The organism is Thioalkalivibrio versutus (genome assembly GCF_001999325.1).
Lineage (GTDB): Bacteria > Pseudomonadota > Gammaproteobacteria > Ectothiorhodospirales > Ectothiorhodospiraceae > Thioalkalivibrio > Thioalkalivibrio versutus.
This window is the reverse complement of sequence record NZ_MVAR01000036.1, coordinates 1-15,744: the sequence shown is the minus strand read 5'-3', so window position 1 is coordinate 15,744 and position 15,744 is coordinate 1. Positions and strand designations below refer to the sequence as shown.

Below are 15,744 nucleotides of genomic sequence, written 5' to 3'. Positions count from 1 at the left end.
GCGCTCGCGAGAGAGCGCGTGGCAGGCGGCGGACCAGAGGCAAGTAAACACTGAGGATGAACCGGGACCAGCCTCCCGGGTCGGCGCCGGACAGAGCCCACCGTAAACACCCGAGGAAGAACCGGGCCCGGCCTGTGCGCCACGCAGCACACACGCCGAGTGCACCATGGGACCTGGAAGGACGGAAGGCTAGTTCTGCGACGCCGGCGGCATCTGGATGAAGCGTTCGCGGTACAGGCGCAGTTCGTCGATCGAATCGCGGATATCCTGCATGGCCTGGTGAGACGCGTTCTTGCGCAACTGCGCGATCACGTCCGGGGCCCAGCGCCGCGCCAGCTCCTTCAAGGTGGAGACATCCAGATTGCGGTAGTGGAAGTACTGCTCCAACTCCGGCATCAGGCGCGCCATGAAGCGCCGGTCCTGGCAGATGGAATTGCCACACATCGGCGAGGCCCCCTTCGGCACATACTGCGCCAGGAACTCCAGGGTCGCCTGCTCCGCATCGCGGGTGTCCGACGAGCTGTTGCGCACCCGTTCGATCAGCCCCGATGTTCCATGGGTGCGCTGGTTCCATTCATCCATCCCCTCCAGCACCTCGGCCGGCTGGTACAGGGCAATGACTGGCCCTTCGGCCAGGATGTTAAGGTCCTTGTCGGTGACGATGGTCGCCACCTCCAGGATCCGGTCGGTTTGCGGCTCCAGACCGGTCATCTCGAGATCGATCCAGATCAGGTTTTCGGCATTCACGGCCATGTCGCGTACTCCTTCGCGGGGAGGCCGTCGTGTGACGACCACGGCCCTTTCATATGCCGCAGGAGTCTATCATCATGGTTGCGGGGCCTGTGGCCCCGGACTCCAACCCCCGTGATCAGGAGGGAACAATGCGACATACCAACGCACGTATTGCCGCCGGCACTGCCGCGCTGGCCCTGAGCCTTGGCGGCGCGAACATCGCGCTGGCGGATGACATCCGCATGGGACAGGAGCTGCACAGCGACAACTGCATCAGCTGTCACGCCGACATGGTCGGAGGCGATGGCTCCGACCTCTACACGCGATCGAACCGCATGGTCGGCTCGCACGACGAACTGGTGGCCCAGGTTAACAACTGCAATGTGAATCTCGGCACCAACTGGTTCGACGACGAGGTCAATGCCGTGGTCGCCTACCTCAACGCGGAGTACTACCAGTTCGATGACTGATCTGAAGACCAAGCACTGCCAGTCCTGCGAAGGCTTTACCAACCCGATGCCACGGGACGATGCCCAGCGCGCCCTGGGACAGCTGCACGACGCCTGGGGTATCGACGAGACCGGCAAGAGCATCCAGCGCAGCTTCAAGTTCAAGAACTTCCACGAGACCATGGCGTTCGTGAACGCCGTCGCCTGGATCGCGCATGGCGAGGATCATCACCCCGACATGGCGGTCGGCTTCAACCGCTGTGCGGTGGAGTTCTCGACCCATGCCATCGGCGGGCTGAGCGAGAATGACTTTATCTGTGCCGCGCGCGTCGATGCCCTGTTCGACTAGGCAGCCACAAGGAGCCCCGGCTTGACGCGGATCGCCCGGGTCTTCGCCCGCCACAACCAGATGGCCGACATCGCGGGGCCCGACGCGGCCCCGCGTCGGTTACGCCTGCACCGCCGCTTCCGCGACCTCGCCTGCGGCGACCTGGTCGAGCTGGATGCCACCGGCGACGAGGTGACCCGCCAGCTGGATCGCAACAACGTGCTCGTGCGTCGCGACGGCTTCGGCCGGCGCAAGGTCATCGCGGCCAATATCGACTGCGTGTGGATTGTGATCGCGCCGGAACCGGCACCCTCGCGCAACCTGATCGACCGCTTTCTGGTGGCAATCCTCAACCTGCCCGCCCGCCCCCGCCTGCTGATCAACAAGCAGGACGAGGGGCCCGCGGCCCGGCCCGAGTGGCTGGACGCCTACCGCCAGCTGGACCTGGATCCGCTATTCGTCAGCGCCAAAAGCGGGTTCGGACTGGACGACCTGGCGGCGGCTGCGGCCGGCCAGACCAACATCCTGGTCGGGCAGTCCGGTGTCGGAAAGTCCTCGCTGGTCGCCGCGCTGCTCGAGCAGTACGGGATCGTCGACGCGATCGCGCCAACCACGGGCGACCTGGCCGCCTCCGGCGAGGGACGCCACACCACGGTCACCGCCCAGTGGTTTCCACTGGCCAACGGCGGCGCCTGGATTGACTCGCCCGGCGTGCGCGATTTCACGCCCGAAATCCCGTCCCTGGACACCCTGGAGCGCGGCTTCCCGGACATCGCGGAGCGCGGTGATCAATGCCGCTTCCGTGACTGCCGCCACCAGAGCGAGCCCGGTTGTGCGGTACTGGCCGCGATCGAGGCCGGCGAACTCCCCGCCGCACGCCTGCAGGCCTGGCACGCCCTCGCCGCCGAGATCCCCGCCCAGAACCGCGCGCGCGGGTAACTTTTCCTCGACGAAGCACACGAAGAACACCCAGGGTTACAAAGCGATTAACGGGAAGGGGAAGCCTGGACGAAGAAAGGCATTGGAAACCGCGTGTTCGGTGGCGCCCCGCAACGATCCGTGCGAGTCAGAGAATTCCAGTCGGAATTTCTTCCAACCTCCCAATGCCCTGTGAATCGCTTTTCCGGCCCTTCTTCGTGCCTTCGTGTACGTCGTGGTTGCACCAGACGAACTCGGAGAGCCCGCACGGTGGCGTGCAGTGAGAGTTGCGGCGGAACGTGTGGCAGGTGTCGCGGCCGGGGGGACCGGGATCAGAAGGTCAGGCCCATCTCGACGCCGATGACCGAGAAGGCCGGCTCGCGGCTCACGCCTTCAAACTCGAGGCGATCGGCCAGCCAGTTATCCGCGGAGTTCAGCGAATAGTCGTCGTAGTACAGGCTCAGGGACAGCTCGGACTGGTTCTGCAGACGCAGGCGGCCATCCAGGCTCAGGTAACCGGCGGTGCGGCCCGTCTCGCGACTGCGATCACCGTAGCCGAAGCCCAGATCCCGATCCTCGCTGGACAGGGGCTGGCGCACGCCCACCCGGAACTGGCTGTCGAAACGCCCGGAGGCGAAGGTCGGCCCGAAACTGAAATCGGTGAAGTACGCGGTGGACTCACCGGCCGGCCCGAGTTCGTTCCAGTCCGGACGCGTCTCCATGCCCACCCCAAGATTCAGGCCGTAACCGAAGCCCCCACCCAGTTCCTGGTGATAGCCACCCACCGCCTCGAACAGGCGTGTCCCGCCTAAGGCATTGTCGGCCTCGTCCAGGGCCGAGGCATCGCCGGTACTGCGCACCGACAGGCGGTAGCGCGATTCGGTGTCGCGACCCGTTTCCGGCTCGTCGCGCAACGTCACCCCCGCCCCACCGATCCCCTGGGTCTGGGGTGGCGTAACCAACGAGTAACGGTCGGCGGCGCTGGCAGCGCCCGTGCCCAGTGCGAGACCCGCAACCACCAGCGAAGCCACGAACCAGCCCGAGCGCCACGCGCGCGCACGAAGCGGCCGCAGGCATTGTGCCTGCGGCCGCTTCAGGGCTGCACCGTTCGATCCTTGTCGCGTCACACCAGCAATCCGTGTTGTCGTTCCTGGCCGCTAGCCGGGGGGCCAGCTCAGTGCACGCCCAGCGAGGACATGCATGTGTATATGGTAGACCGTTTGCCCACCGTGGTCGTTGCAATTCATCACGGTTCGATAACCGTTCTCCGCAAATCCGCGATCGCGTGCGATCTCCGCCGCGGCCCGGGCCATCTGCCCGATCACCGGGGCCTCCGCAGCGCTCAAATCGTTCAACGTGGCAATGTGCGTTTTCGGGATCACCAGCACATGTTCGGGCGCCTGCGGGTTCAGATCCTCGAAGGCCAGCACCGCGTCGTCCTCGAACACCACCCGGGCCGGGATCTCGCCCGCCACGATCTTGCAGAACACGCAATCCGTCATGCCGCTACTCCTGATATCAAAATATTACCACGCATCAATATTCGCGCCGACCCGAAAGTGCATGCGCCAGGGTGCCGGCATCGATGTACTCCAGCTCGCCGCCGCTGGGGATACCCTGGGCGATACGCGTGGTACGAATCCCGTGACGTGCGGCCATCTCCGCGAGGTAATGCGCGGTCACCTCGCCCTCTACCGACGTGTTCGTCGCCAGGATCAGCTCCTCCACACCCTCCGCCTGCAAGCGGGCCTCCAGTCGGTCGAGCCCCAGCTCCTCCGGGCCAATCCCGTCCAGCGGCGACAACCGGCCCAGCAAAACGTGAAAGCGACCGCCGAAATCCGTGGCCGACTCGATCGCCAGCACGTCGCCGGGGCTCTCTACCACGCAAACCACCCGCGAATCGCGCTCCGGGTCCGCGCAGCGCGAACAGGTCTCGGCCGAGGTCAGCGTGCGGCATACCGAGCAATGCCCGATGCGCGCCACGGCCTCGTCCACCGCCCGCGACAGGCGCCGCGCGCCCTCGCGGTCGCGCTCCAGCAAGTGCAGCGCCATACGCCGCGCCGACTTTGCCCCGACCCCGGGGAGGCAGCGCAGCGCCTGGACCAGCTCGTCCAGTTCCGCTTCCATCAGGCGCGCCCGCTCCGCCGGTTCAGAACGGCAGCTTCATGCCGGCCGGCAGGCCCATGCCCTCGGTCAGGCTGCCCATGCGCTCCTGCGTGGTGGACTCGACCTTCTGCACCGCATCGTTGATCGCGGCGGCCACCAGGTCTTCGAGCATGTCGCGATCATCGTCGAACAGGCTGGGGTCGATCTTCACGCGGCGCGCGGCGTACTTGCCGGTCAACACCACGCTGACCAGCCCGCCGCCGGCCTGGCCCTCGATCTCCATCTCGGCCAGCTCGGCCTGCACCTTCTGCATGTCTTCCTGCATCTTCTGGGCCTGCTTCATCAGGCCACCCATGCCACCTTTCATCATCGGTTCGATCTCCTGCCCCGCACAAAGGCGGGTTTGTCCGTACTCGACGGGTTAGCGCGGGGCCGACGACGCGTCGCCCGCGGAGTTGTCTTCGTTGGTTTCGCGAATGCGCACCGCGCCCAGTTCGGCGCCAAATTCCAGGCCCAGGGCCTGGACCACCGGGTCCTCGCGCATGGTCGTCTCGGCGCTAGCCTGACGCTCTGCCGAGGCCGCCGCAAGCCGCGCCGCGGGTGTCGTCTCCGACGGTTCGGACTGGTTGACAATCTCCAGGCGAAGGGAGTGCCCCAGCGTCTTCTCCAGCGCTTCCTTCAGGCGGGTCCTGGCCCGGTCGGTACATAACGTACCCGGAGCCACCGCAATCACCACGCACTCCTGGTCATGCTTGCGCAGCTCCGCGTGCAGGGCGAGTTCGCGCACCGTCCCCATGGGCAGACCCTCGGCAAAACGATGCCAGTCGAACATCCCGTCTGCGGCCACGGCGGGTGCGACCGGTTCCGCAGTCGAAGACGCCGCCGGCGTGGCCTGTCGCGGCGACGACTCCCGGTGCGTGGGCTCATCGGCGTGCACCGGCGGTGTGGGTGCCTCCCGCGGAGGTGGCGGCTCGCTCACCCGCTCGCGGGGCGGCGGCGAGTTTTCACCGCTGCGCGAGGCCGCCTGCGCGGCCGATTTCGGCATGGCCGGTTCGACTGCAGCGGGTTGCACCGCGGGTGCGGCATTACGGGAGGGCGCGGCGCGCGGCGCAGACGCTTCCCCGCGCACCGTGGCCGGCCGGCGTTCGGCCTGGCCCTCGTCCTCCCCAGACCCCGGGGCTGGCTCCGGGCGAAAGGCCAGCAGGCGCAGCAAGGTCATCTCCACGCCCATGCGCGCGTCCGGCGCGTAGGGCAGATCACGCACCCCGTGGATCAGGATCTGATAGGTCAGCTGAATCGTTTCCGGGTCGACCCGGCCGGCGGCCTCGTGTGCCCAGACCAGCGCCTCCTCGCCCGCCGCCGGTGTGGCACCGGCCACCTGCTGCACCGCCACTTGGTGCACCAGCGCGGCGAGCTCGTCCAGCAGGCGCGACCAGTCGGGTCCCAGCGTCTCCAGCTCCGCCAGGCCCGCCAGCAGGGCCGGGCCGTCCCCGGCAAACACCGCATCCAGCAGCGCGGCCAGTCGCGTGCGCGGGAGCAATCCAAGCATGTCGCAGGCGTCGGATTCGCTCAGGCGGTCGCCGCCATAGGCAATCGCCTGGTCGGTCAGACTCAGGGCATCGCGCATCGAGCCCTCGGCCGCCTCGCCCAGACGCAGCAGGGCACCCGGCTCCGCCTCGACGCCTTCGGCGGCCAGGATCCGGGTCAGGTGCTCGGCGATCATCGCCGGCGGCATCGGTTTCAGGTTGAACTGCAGGCAGCGCGACAGCACGGTGACCGGCAGCTTCTGCGGATCGGTCGTCGCCAGCAGGAACTTCACGTGTTCCGGCGGCTCCTCCAGGGTCTTCAACAGGGCGTTGAAGCTCTTCTCCGAGAGCATGTGTACCTCGTCGATCAGGTACACCTTGAAGCGCCCGGTGGTCGGGGCATAGGAGACGTTGTCCAGCAGCTCGCGGGTATCGTCCACCCGGGTGCGCGAGGCGGCATCCACTTCGATCAAGTCGAGGTGGCGACCCTCGGCGATCTCCACGCAGGAACGGCACTCGCCGCAGGGCGTGGCCGTCACGCCGGTCTCGCAATTGAGACAGCGCGCAAGAATCCGGGCAATGGAGGTCTTGCCCACCCCGCGGGTACCGGCAAACAGGTAGGCGTGGTGCAGGCGTTCACCGCTCAGGGCATTGGCCAGGGCGCGCACCACATGCGGCTGCCCGACCAGGTCCTCGAAGCGCGAGGGGCGCCACTTGCGGGCCAGAACCTGGTGACTCATGCCTCCCCCGTCAGTGGAGTCTGTTGCGTGCCCGGGTGCGGGGCAATCACCGCAGGAATCTGGGCCGCAAGGAAAAGGGTGGTGGCCCGCACCCGCCACACCCCGGCGCCCGACGCAGTTGCTACCGTTGCTCCCTTCCGGGCCTGGCGGGGTTCACAACCTGTCGTCGCGAGGGGACTGATACGGACCACCATAACGCGGACCGCGATTCGGGCTTTCCGAATCCGGGCGGCAAGCTTCCGCATTTCCGGCGGACGCGTCAACCTTGAGACGCCACAAAGGCCCGGAACTGACGATAGCCCGAAACTAACAACCGTATAGAGAACGAAAACTGGATCAATGAGAGGCCAGCCCTTATCTTGAGTCTCGCAGTCGGGCATCGCCTCGACCGAACCCAAATCTTCTTTCTGGTCTACTGCAATTAACACCCAAACAGGAGTACGAAACATGGAACTCGAAAATCGCGAAGGTCAGCGCGTCCCGGAAGTCACCTTCCGCTGCCGCAAGGACAACGACTGGAATGACGTCCGCAGCGAAGACCTGTTCAAGGGTCGCAACGTGGTCGTGTTCGCCCTGCCGGGCGCATTCACCCCGACCTGCTCGTCCGCCCACGTGCCGCGTTACAACGAGCTGGCACCGGTGCTCAAGCAGCATGGCATCGACGAGATCGTCTGCATCTCGGTCAATGATGGCTTCGTGATGGAAGCCTGGCAGGCCGATCAGCAGGCCGACCGGGTGACCTTCATCGCCGACGGTAACGGCGAATTCACCGAACAGATGGGCATGCTGGTCGACAAGAGCGACCTTGGCTTTGGTCACCGCTCCTGGCGCTACTCCATGCTGGTGCGCGACGGCGTGATCGAGAAGCAGTTCATCGAGCCGGACGAGCCGGGCGACCCCTTCGTCGTCTCCGACGCCGACACGATGCTCGCCCACGTCGCCCCGGACGCGGCCTGCCCCGAAGACGTGGTGGTCTTCACCAAGCCGGGCTGCCCGTACTGCGCCAGCGCCAAGGAGATGCTGGAGAACGCCGGTCTCGACTACGAGGAGATCGTGCTGGGTCGCGACGCCAGCCTGCGCAGCCTGCGGGCGGCTACCGGTGCGATGACCGTGCCGCAGGTATTCGTCGGCGGGCACCGCATCGGCGGCGCGGAAGATCTGCAGGAGTGGATCTCCCGCGAGAAGAAGGCGGCGTAACTCGTCACCACCACCCGGGGCGGGTCCACGGCCCGCCCCGGATGGCCATCTGCTCCCACAGGTGGCCATCCGTGTCCGGACGTCGAATCCGGACATCCGGACACGGATGGCAAACCCTGACGACCGTAACGACGGCGGTCGTTATGCGAAACTTCGACTAAACCCAACGTTGACCGAATCCTTCGAGGAACCGACATGGAACACTACGACATCATCGTGATCGGCGGCGGCAGCGGCGGCCTGGCCGTTGCGGAACGTGCCGCCCCGCACGGCGCCCGCGTCGCCGTGTTCGATCCCAAGCCCCTGGGCGGCACCTGCGTGAACGAGGGCTGCGTCCCGAAAAAGCTCACCTGGTACGCCGCGGAGCACCTGTCGCACGCCCGCGAGGCCGGCGAGTTCGGTGTGGACGTCGAGATCAAGGGCATCCGCTATGCCGACCTGGCGAACAAACGCCAGGCAATGCTGAAGGACCTGAACAACTTCTGGTCCGGGCACCTGGAGAAGCTGGGCGTGACCCACATCCCGGAACGGGCCCGCCTGGCCGACACGAACAAGGTGGTCAGTGACAGCGGCACCGAGTACACCGCCGAACGCATCGTGTTGGCCATGGGTGGCGCCCCGCTGGTACCGCCGCTCGAGGGCGCCGAGCTGGGTGCCACCTCCGACGACTTCTTCGAGTGGACCGAGCTGCCGGAATCCATCGCGGTAATCGGCGGAGGCTACATCGGGCTGGAAATGGCCGGCATGTTGCGCTCCATGGGTGTGAAGACCGACGTGGTCGCCATGGAGGACCGCGTGCTGGAGATCGCCGACCCGATGATCTCGCAGACGCTGGACCAGCACATGGAGCACCAGGGCATCGAACGCCACCTAGGCATGAAGGCCGCGGGTCTGGGCGGCAAGCCCGGCGCGGTCACCGTCAAACTGGAAGGCGGCAAGGAACTGGGCCCGTACGAGAAGGTGCTATGGGCCGTCGGCCGCAAGCCGGCCACCCAGGACATGGGCCTGGAAGAGGTCGGCGTCGAGATCGCCCGCGGCGGCACCATCCCGGTAGACGAGTGGCAGGCGACCAATGTCGAGGGCATCTACGCCCTGGGCGATATCATCGGCAAGGGGCCGCTGACCCCCGTGGCCATCGCCGCCGGTCGCCGCCTGGCCGCGCACTGGTATGCCCCGGAGACGAACCCCGTGCCGGTGGACTACGACCAGATCCCCACGGTCACCTTTACGCACCCGACCGCGGGCATGGTGGGCCTGACCGAGCCGCAGGCAGTGGAGAAGCACGGAGACACGGTGCGTATCTACGAGACGCAGTTCGGCGGCCTGAACCGCGCCTTCGCCGAGGGCGAGGTGCCGCCGGTGGCAATGAAGCTGGTCTGCGTCGGGGACGACGAAAAGGTGGTGGGCATCCACATGATCGGCGCCAATGTCGACGAGATGCTGCAGGGTTTCGCGGTGGCCGTGCGCATGGGCGCGACCAAGCGCGACCTGGACCTGACCATCCCGCTGCACCCGACCAGCGCCGAGGAACTGGTCACCCTGAAGGAAGGCCGCCCGGGCCGCCAGGAAGGCATTGCCAAGGCCGCCTGAGGGTCACGCCGTTCTCCCCACGTAAAACGCCGCCCCGGCAACCAACCGGGGCGGCGTCAAGACGTTATCTCGTGGGCCGTCTGTGCCCGTATTTTCTAGAATCGCCAGCCAACCGAGGCAGTAAACGCGTCGACCTTGTAGTCGCTGTCGAAGGCATAGCGTTCGTACTCGGCGCGAATCAGGAAGCTGTCCAGATTCACCTGCGCACCGAGTCCGTAGACCGGATCCACGCCATCGTTGTCGCGCAGGGTGATGCTCTCATCACCCAGGTTGCCCCGGACGTCTGCATCCCACTTGGCGAGGCCCGCCTTCGCAAAGAACTCGAAATGCTGCCCGATCGGCAGTTTGCCGAGGACGCTCGCGCCATAGGCTCGGGACTTGATGTCGGTATGCGCACCGGACTCGTCACCGCGCAGCTTCACCTCTCCGAGATCCGAGTAGAACCCCTCGACCCCTACATACGGATTGAAGTTGTACCCGACAAACCCGCGCCAGACGTTGTCGTCGTCGTCCAGGCGGTAGTCCGAGGCCCCGGAACCGATGAAATCGGCGACTTCATCGCGGTCGTTCTTCAGAGCGCTGAAACCGGTACCGAGCCCCATGTACAGGCCCTCGCCCCGATCAGACTCATCTGCCATCACCACTTGGGGCGCCAGGATCCCTGCAGCGGCCACCACAACCGTGTTCAACAAGATCTTTTTCATCTTCGCGTCTCCTTCCTGATCGTGCTCGAAATGTAAAATTTCTTGACTGCCATAAAGACGCCGGCGATTTTCCCGAAACACCCCAGGTCCGGAAAGAAGAAATGCGTGACTCATTTTCAAACACGTGCAAAACAGCCCCACCCCGAGACCCGACTCGTGATACCGCGCACACCCACAGAACCCAAAGAAAAAGGCTGATGGGCGAACCGCCATCCGCTCATGGCGACCCACCCACCAGCCTTTTGTTTCCTGATCGCTGCATCCGTTTGACCGAGCCCCTTTCCGACCCGGCCCCACGGCACGGCGACCACTGATCAGTCCATATCGTGCGCCGGATCCTCCTCGGAGAACGCGTCGTCATGCCCCCCGCGGCCGGATTCGTCCTCTTGCACCTCATCCTCGCGCAGATCCTCGATCCAGCCACGCAGATCCTCGTCCACCTCCTCGACCGTCTCGTCCACTGCCTCGCCGGCCTCCTGCGCAGGGCCCGGATCGGAACAGCCGGCCAGCATGCCGCCAAGCACCAGGGCTACCGCATATACCGGCAGCGACAGGAATCGGGACGGACCGGCCGCATCCTTGCATGATTTTCGGATAACGCTGCTCATTGCATTTTCCCTCCAGGATTTTTTTTCCAGGGCGCGCCGATCAATGCTTCCCAATCCATCGAAAAGGCAACATTTTTGCACCGACGCCGGCGACCTCTATCTCGGCATGCACCGAAGCCGCCCTGAACAGGTTCACATTTCCCGACCGGACACATCTTCATCCGATTGAAAACCCATAGCGAGCATCACCCACCTAGCCCCAGTGTGTCCTTGGTGGATACGCCAGGTCGCCCATGGGCGTCCGGAACTGAGAACTGGTACGCCAAGCCGAATACAAGAAGCCATGGGACAGCGAATTCTGGCCTACACTGAAAATTCAAACGAGTCGAAAGGAGAGAACCAATGCTGGGATGGGCACTACTTTTCCTGATCGTTGCGATCGTCGCGGGCGCGCTGGGGCTGAGCGGGATTGCCGGGGCCGCCACGCAAATCGCCTGGATCCTGTTTGTCGTGGGCCTGATCCTGGCGGTGGTGTTCTTCGTCACCGGCAGGCGCCCCCCGGTGTAACGAAGGCTTGCTGACGACCGGGGCGAATGCGAACAGGTCGGCATTCGCATTTGCCTCCGTTACGCCGCGGGCCGGTGTAACGAGAAGAAACACGCACGTTACGCAACGTAACGCACGGAACAGACCGCTTGGCCACAACCTGCTGATTCGCGGGGGCCAAAGAATTGGCGTGCAACTTGCATTAGACCCCCGAGACGTGAACACCATCACTTTGGGGATGCCGCTACCGCCATGTCCGACGCGCTCGACAGCACCCGGGAGTTCCTCGGCGCCCACGCCCCGTTCGACCAGCTCGAGACGGATGCGCTGGAGTTCCTGCTGCCCCGCCTGGAGAGCCGCTTCTACGCGCGTGGCGCGCGCATCACCGACCCCGAGGCCGGTCCGGCCCAGCGTTTCCACATCATCCGCCAGGGCCGCATCCGCGGCGAGACCCCCAGCGAGGACGAACAGCTCTCCGGCAAGGCCTGGGAGCTGATCCCCGGCGAATGCTTCCCGATCGGCGCCCTCCTCGGCCGCCGCGCGGTACATACCGTGCATCGCGCAGCGGAGGACACCGTCTGCCTGGAACTGAGCCTGGAGGACTTCGACCGCCTGCGCGCCCGTTCGCGGGTCTTTAACGACTTCTGCACGCGCCGCCTGGCCAACCTGCTGGACCGCCTGCAGCAGGGCCTGGACACCCTGTCCGCCCGCGACGGTGGCGCCGGACAACTCAATACGCCGCTGGTCCTGCGCCTGGCGCGCAGCCCGGTTACCTGCCGCCCGGACACCCGGCTGCGCGAGGTCCTGACCACCATGCGCGACGAGCGGGTCGGCTCCATCGTCGCGGTCGACGACAACCAGCGGCCGGTGGGCATCTTCACCCTGCATGACCTGCTCTCGCGCGTGGCGCTCGCGGATGTCGACCTCGACACCCCGGTCGCGGCCGTGATGACCCCCGACCCGGTGGCGCTGGAGGAGAGCGCCCCGGGCTTCGAGGGTATCGAGGCGATGACCGAGCACGGGATGACCCACCTGTGTGTGGTGCGCGACGGCCGCCTGGTCGGCGTGCTGGGCGAGCGCGACCTGCTGACCAGTCAGCCGCTGACCCTGGACGGTCTGGTGCGCGCGATCCGCCGCGCCGACTCTGTCACCGCCGTCGCCGAGCGCCTGCGCCAGGTGCCACGCCTGATCGAGGCCGTGGCCGGCCAGGGCGCAGAAGCCGATCAGGTCCTGCGCCTGATCACGCGTCTCAACGAACACGCCACCCGCCGGGTGCTGGCCCTGTTGCGGCCGCAGCACGAGGCGATCGAGGGCATCGACTTCACTTGGCTGGCGTTCGGCTCCCAGGCGCGCGAGGAGCAGGCCCTGGTCACGGACCAGGACAACGGCATCCTGTTCGACGCCGCGGCCAGCGATGCGGACGCGATCCGCGAGCGCCTGCTGCCGTACGCGAAGGACGTGAACCAGGCGCTGGCCGAGTGCGGGTTCATGCTGTGCCCCGGCAACATCATGGCCGGCAACCCGGAGTGCTGCCTGAGCGGCCCGGAGTGGGATCAGCGTTTCACCCGCTGGATCGAGCAAGGCACGCCGGAGCACCTGCTCAAGAGCAGCATTTTCTTCGATCTGCGCGCCGTGGACGGCGATGCCGGACCCGTCGAGGCGCTGCGCACCCGCCTGCTGCAGAAGACCGCCTTCAACAGCCGCTTCCGCCGCCAGATGGCCGCCAACCAGCAGATGTTCCGCCCACCGCTGGGTCTGTTCGGCGAGATCAAGAGCGGGTCCAACGGGATCGATATCAAGAAACAGGGGCTCACGCCCTTCGTCGACGGCGCACGGGTGATCGCACTGGCGGCCGAGTTGCCGGCCACGCGCACCCACGAACGTCTGGACCAGGCCGTTGCGGCCGACGTAATGCGCGCCGCCGATGCCCAGGACTACCACGCCGCACTGCGCTACCTGCAGATGCTGCGCCTGCGCGCCCAGCAAAAGGCGCTGCGCGAGGGACGCGACGACGACAACCGAATCCGGCCGGAAGAGCTGGGTGCCCTGGAGGGACGGGTGCTCAAGGAGAGTTTCCGGCAGGCCCGCAAGCTGCAGGGACAGCTTGAGGTGCAATACCAGCTGTGATGGAACACGGCAAACAACAAAACCTTACGAGAGGAGCATCGTCATGTCACAAGAAGACCTGAGCCGGCAGGCCTACTGGCGGGCGCATCTGCGTCTGCTGGGCATCTGCCTGGCAATCTGGTTCCTGGTGTCGTTCGTGCTGGGCATTCTGGTCTCCCAGCCGCTGAACGCGTTCCAGCTGGGGGGCTATCCGCTGGGCTTCTGGTTCGCGCAACAGGGCTCGATCTACACCTTCATCATCCTGATCTTCGTTTATGCCTGGCGCATGAACGTCCTGGATCGCAAGTTCAACGTCCACGAGGAGTAAGCCTGTCATGGATCAACAGACTCTAAGCCTGCTCGTGGTCGGGGCGACGTTCGCCCTGTACATCGGCATTGCCATCTGGGCGCGCGCCGGTTCGACCAGCGAGTTCTACGTCGCCGGGCGCGGCATTAACCCGATCGCCAACGGCATGGCCACGGCCGCGGACTGGATGTCCGCCGCGTCGTTCATCTCCATGGCCGGCCTGATCGCGTTCCTCGGCTTCACCGGGGGTGCGTACCTGATGGGCTGGACCGGCGGCTACGTGCTGATGGCACTGCTGCTGGCCCCGTACCTGCGCAAGTTCGGGAAGTTCACGGTGCCGGAATTCATCGGTGACCGCTTCTACTCGAAGACCGCGCGCATTATCGCGGTGATCTCCCTGATCGTGATGTCCGTGACCTACGTGATCGGGCAGATGCGCGGGGTCGGGATCGCCTTCTCCAACATCCTGGAAGTGCCACTGGCCACCGGCCTGATCGCCGGCATGACCGTGGTGTTCATCTACGCCGTACTCGGCGGGATGAAAGGCATCACCTACACCCAGATCGCGCAGTACGTGATCATGATCTTTGCCTACACGGTGCCGGCGATCTTCATTGCCATCACCCTGACCGGCAATCCGGTCCCGCAGCTGGGACTGGGCTCCACCCTGCAGGGGACGGATACCTACCTGCTGGAGGCGCTGGACCAGACCATGGTCGATCTGGGCTTCCACGCCTACACCGAAGTGGGCGGCATGAGCATGCTCAACATGTTCCTGCTGACGCTGGCGCTGATGATCGGTACCGCGGGCCTGCCGCACGTAATCATCCGCTTCTTCACCGTTCCGCGCGTGCGTGATGCCCGCAAGTCCGCCGGCTGGGCGCTGGTGTTCATCGGCATCCTCTACACCACCGCCCCGGCAGTCGGCGCGATGGCCATCTGGAACCTGGTGAACACCGTCCACCCGGGCGAGATCGGCACCGAAGAGGGGCATCTGGCCCATGCGGACCGGCCGGCGTGGATGGAGCGCTGGGAACAGACCGGCCTGCTTGCCTTTGAGGACAAGAACGACGACGGCGTGATCCAGTACTACAACGACGGCAACGAAGAGTTCGCGGCTTTCGCCGAAGAGGAATACGGCTGGGAAGGTTCCGAGATCGTCACCCTCGACCGCGACATCATGGTGCTGGCCAACCCCGAGATCGCCGGGCTTCCGGGCTGGGTCATCGCACTGGTCGCAGCGGGCGGTATTGCCGCCGCACTGTCGACCGCAGCGGGACTGCTGCTGGCCATTGCATCGGCCATCTCGCACGACTTGCTGAAGGGCGTGTTCATGCCAAGGATCAGCGAGAAACGGGAGCTCATGGCCGGACGTATCGCCATGGGTGTCGCCATCCTGTTCGCCGGTTATCTGGGGCTGAATCCACCCGGCTTCGCGGCCGAGGTGGTGGCACTGGCCTTCGGTCTCGCCGCGGCCTCGCTGTTCCCGACCCTGATGATGGGCATCTTCATGAAGAAGATGAACAAGGAAGGCGCGATCGCCGGCATGCTGGTGGGTCTGCTGACCACCCTTCTGTACATCTTCACGTACAAGGGCTGGTTCTTCTTCTCCGGCACCGCGATGCTCCCGGACAACCCGGACGGCTGGCTGCTGGGCGTGAACCCGACCGGCTTCGGCGCCATCGGCGCGGTCTTCAACTTCGTCACCGCCTACATCGTGATGAAGCTGACCAAGGAGCCGCCGAAGGACATCCAGGATCTGGTGGAAAGCGTGCGCGTACCGCGTACCGAAGGCTGATGGACGGTCCCGCCATGACCAACATGGCGGGACCCCTGCCACCATGACTGGATGGTCATTCGACAGGAGAAAAGACGGGGTCGGCTCGGGTGCACCGGGTCGGCCCCTTTTATCTGGCACAGTGTCTGCGGGCCAAGCGGCAATCGACC

The 15,744-nt window shown here is 65.6% G+C and carries 17 protein-coding genes and 1 other RNA gene; 9 read left to right on the top strand and 9 right to left on the bottom strand.

Annotated elements, in window-relative coordinates:
• Positions 1-189: 189 nt before the first annotated feature.
• On the bottom strand, positions 190-753 hold the full coding sequence (orn, locus tag B0684_RS12130) for an oligoribonuclease (RefSeq protein ID WP_018169368.1): 564 nt from the start codon (positions 751-753) through the stop codon (positions 190-192).
• Between the two features lie 128 nt (positions 754-881).
• On the opposite strand from orn, the gene B0684_RS12125 reads away from it, so the two are divergent.
• From B0684_RS12125 to rsgA, 3 genes are read left to right on the top strand one after another with little or no spacing between them, the layout of a single operon-like run.
• On the top strand, positions 882-1,202 hold the full coding sequence (locus B0684_RS12125) for a c-type cytochrome (RefSeq protein WP_018169367.1): 321 nt from the start codon (positions 882-884) through the stop codon (positions 1,200-1,202).
• Positions 1,195-1,530: a 4a-hydroxytetrahydrobiopterin dehydratase gene (locus tag B0684_RS12120; protein WP_018169366.1), complete on the top strand. Its 336-nt coding sequence runs from the start codon at positions 1,195-1,197 to the stop codon at positions 1,528-1,530. Before B0684_RS12125 ends, B0684_RS12120 begins: the two co-directional genes overlap by 8 nt.
• 21 nt (positions 1,531-1,551) lie before the next feature.
• A complete protein-coding gene (gene rsgA / locus B0684_RS12115; protein WP_018169365.1) occupies positions 1,552-2,448 on the top strand; it encodes a ribosome small subunit-dependent GTPase A in 897 nt (298 codons plus the stop codon).
• A gap of 311 nt (positions 2,449-2,759) precedes the next feature.
• On the opposite strand, the gene B0684_RS12110 is transcribed toward rsgA, so the two are convergent.
• The 6 genes from B0684_RS12110 to ffs form a co-directional block, all read right to left on the bottom strand.
• Positions 2,760-3,554 (bottom strand): hypothetical protein, encoded by a 795-nt coding sequence (locus tag B0684_RS12110; protein WP_018650381.1) that lies wholly within the window; start codon positions 3,552-3,554, stop codon positions 2,760-2,762.
• A gap of 30 nt (positions 3,555-3,584) precedes the next feature.
• Entirely contained in the window at positions 3,585-3,929 is a 345-nt protein-coding gene (locus tag B0684_RS12105) for a histidine triad nucleotide-binding protein (protein ID WP_018169363.1), read from the bottom strand.
• Positions 3,930-3,963: 34 nt separating this feature from the next.
• Positions 3,964-4,554, bottom strand: a complete 591-nt coding sequence (gene recR, locus B0684_RS12100) for a recombination mediator RecR (RefSeq protein WP_018146145.1) — start codon at positions 4,552-4,554, stop codon at positions 3,964-3,966.
• 22 nt (positions 4,555-4,576) lie between these two features.
• Positions 4,577-4,903, bottom strand: coding sequence for a YbaB/EbfC family nucleoid-associated protein (locus tag B0684_RS12095; protein WP_018146146.1), 327 nt, complete (start codon positions 4,901-4,903; stop codon positions 4,577-4,579).
• A 51-nt stretch (positions 4,904-4,954) separates the two neighbouring features.
• Complete coding sequence (dnaX, locus tag B0684_RS12090) at positions 4,955-6,799, bottom strand: DNA polymerase III subunit gamma/tau (protein ID WP_018169362.1); 1,845 nt, start codon at positions 6,797-6,799, stop codon at positions 4,955-4,957.
• A gap of 86 nt (positions 6,800-6,885) precedes the next feature.
• Positions 6,886-6,982, bottom strand: an RNA gene (gene ffs / locus B0684_RS12085) — signal recognition particle sRNA small type.
• A gap of 264 nt (positions 6,983-7,246) precedes the next feature.
• On the opposite strand from ffs, the gene B0684_RS12080 reads away from it, so the two are divergent.
• Together B0684_RS12080 and gorA are read left to right on the top strand one after the other, a co-directional pair.
• On the top strand, positions 7,247-7,996 hold the full coding sequence (locus B0684_RS12080; protein WP_018169361.1) for a glutathione peroxidase: 750 nt from the start codon (positions 7,247-7,249) through the stop codon (positions 7,994-7,996).
• Positions 7,997-8,191: 195 nt separating this feature from the next.
• Positions 8,192-9,586, top strand: coding sequence for a glutathione-disulfide reductase (gene gorA, locus B0684_RS12075; RefSeq protein WP_018650382.1), 1,395 nt, complete (start codon positions 8,192-8,194; stop codon positions 9,584-9,586).
• 95 nt (positions 9,587-9,681) lie between these two features.
• Here gorA and B0684_RS12070 read toward each other — a convergent pair whose 3' ends face one another.
• Positions 9,682-10,290: a porin family protein gene (locus tag B0684_RS12070; RefSeq protein ID WP_018650383.1), complete on the bottom strand. Its 609-nt coding sequence runs from the start codon at positions 10,288-10,290 to the stop codon at positions 9,682-9,684.
• A gap of 314 nt (positions 10,291-10,604) precedes the next feature.
• Positions 10,605-10,898, bottom strand: coding sequence for a hypothetical protein (locus B0684_RS12065; RefSeq protein WP_018650384.1), 294 nt, complete (start codon positions 10,896-10,898; stop codon positions 10,605-10,607).
• Between the two features lie 342 nt (positions 10,899-11,240).
• Here B0684_RS12065 and B0684_RS12060 point away from each other — a divergent pair, with 342 nt between their 5' ends.
• From B0684_RS12060 to B0684_RS12045, 4 genes are all read left to right on the top strand, one after another.
• Complete coding sequence (locus B0684_RS12060) at positions 11,241-11,405, top strand: DUF1328 domain-containing protein (RefSeq protein ID WP_018146152.1); 165 nt, start codon at positions 11,241-11,243, stop codon at positions 11,403-11,405.
• A 231-nt stretch (positions 11,406-11,636) separates the two neighbouring features.
• Positions 11,637-13,511 (top strand): DUF294 nucleotidyltransferase-like domain-containing protein, encoded by a 1,875-nt coding sequence (locus B0684_RS12055; protein WP_018650385.1) that lies wholly within the window; start codon positions 11,637-11,639, stop codon positions 13,509-13,511.
• A gap of 43 nt (positions 13,512-13,554) precedes the next feature.
• Complete coding sequence (locus B0684_RS12050) at positions 13,555-13,818, top strand: DUF4212 domain-containing protein (protein ID WP_018146154.1); 264 nt, start codon at positions 13,555-13,557, stop codon at positions 13,816-13,818.
• A gap of 7 nt (positions 13,819-13,825) precedes the next feature.
• The gene (locus B0684_RS12045) at positions 13,826-15,595 is read left to right on the top strand and encodes a sodium:solute symporter family protein (protein ID WP_018169356.1); all 1,770 of its coding nucleotides are present in this window, start codon (positions 13,826-13,828) and stop codon (positions 15,593-15,595) included.
• Positions 15,596-15,744 lie beyond the last annotated feature (149 nt).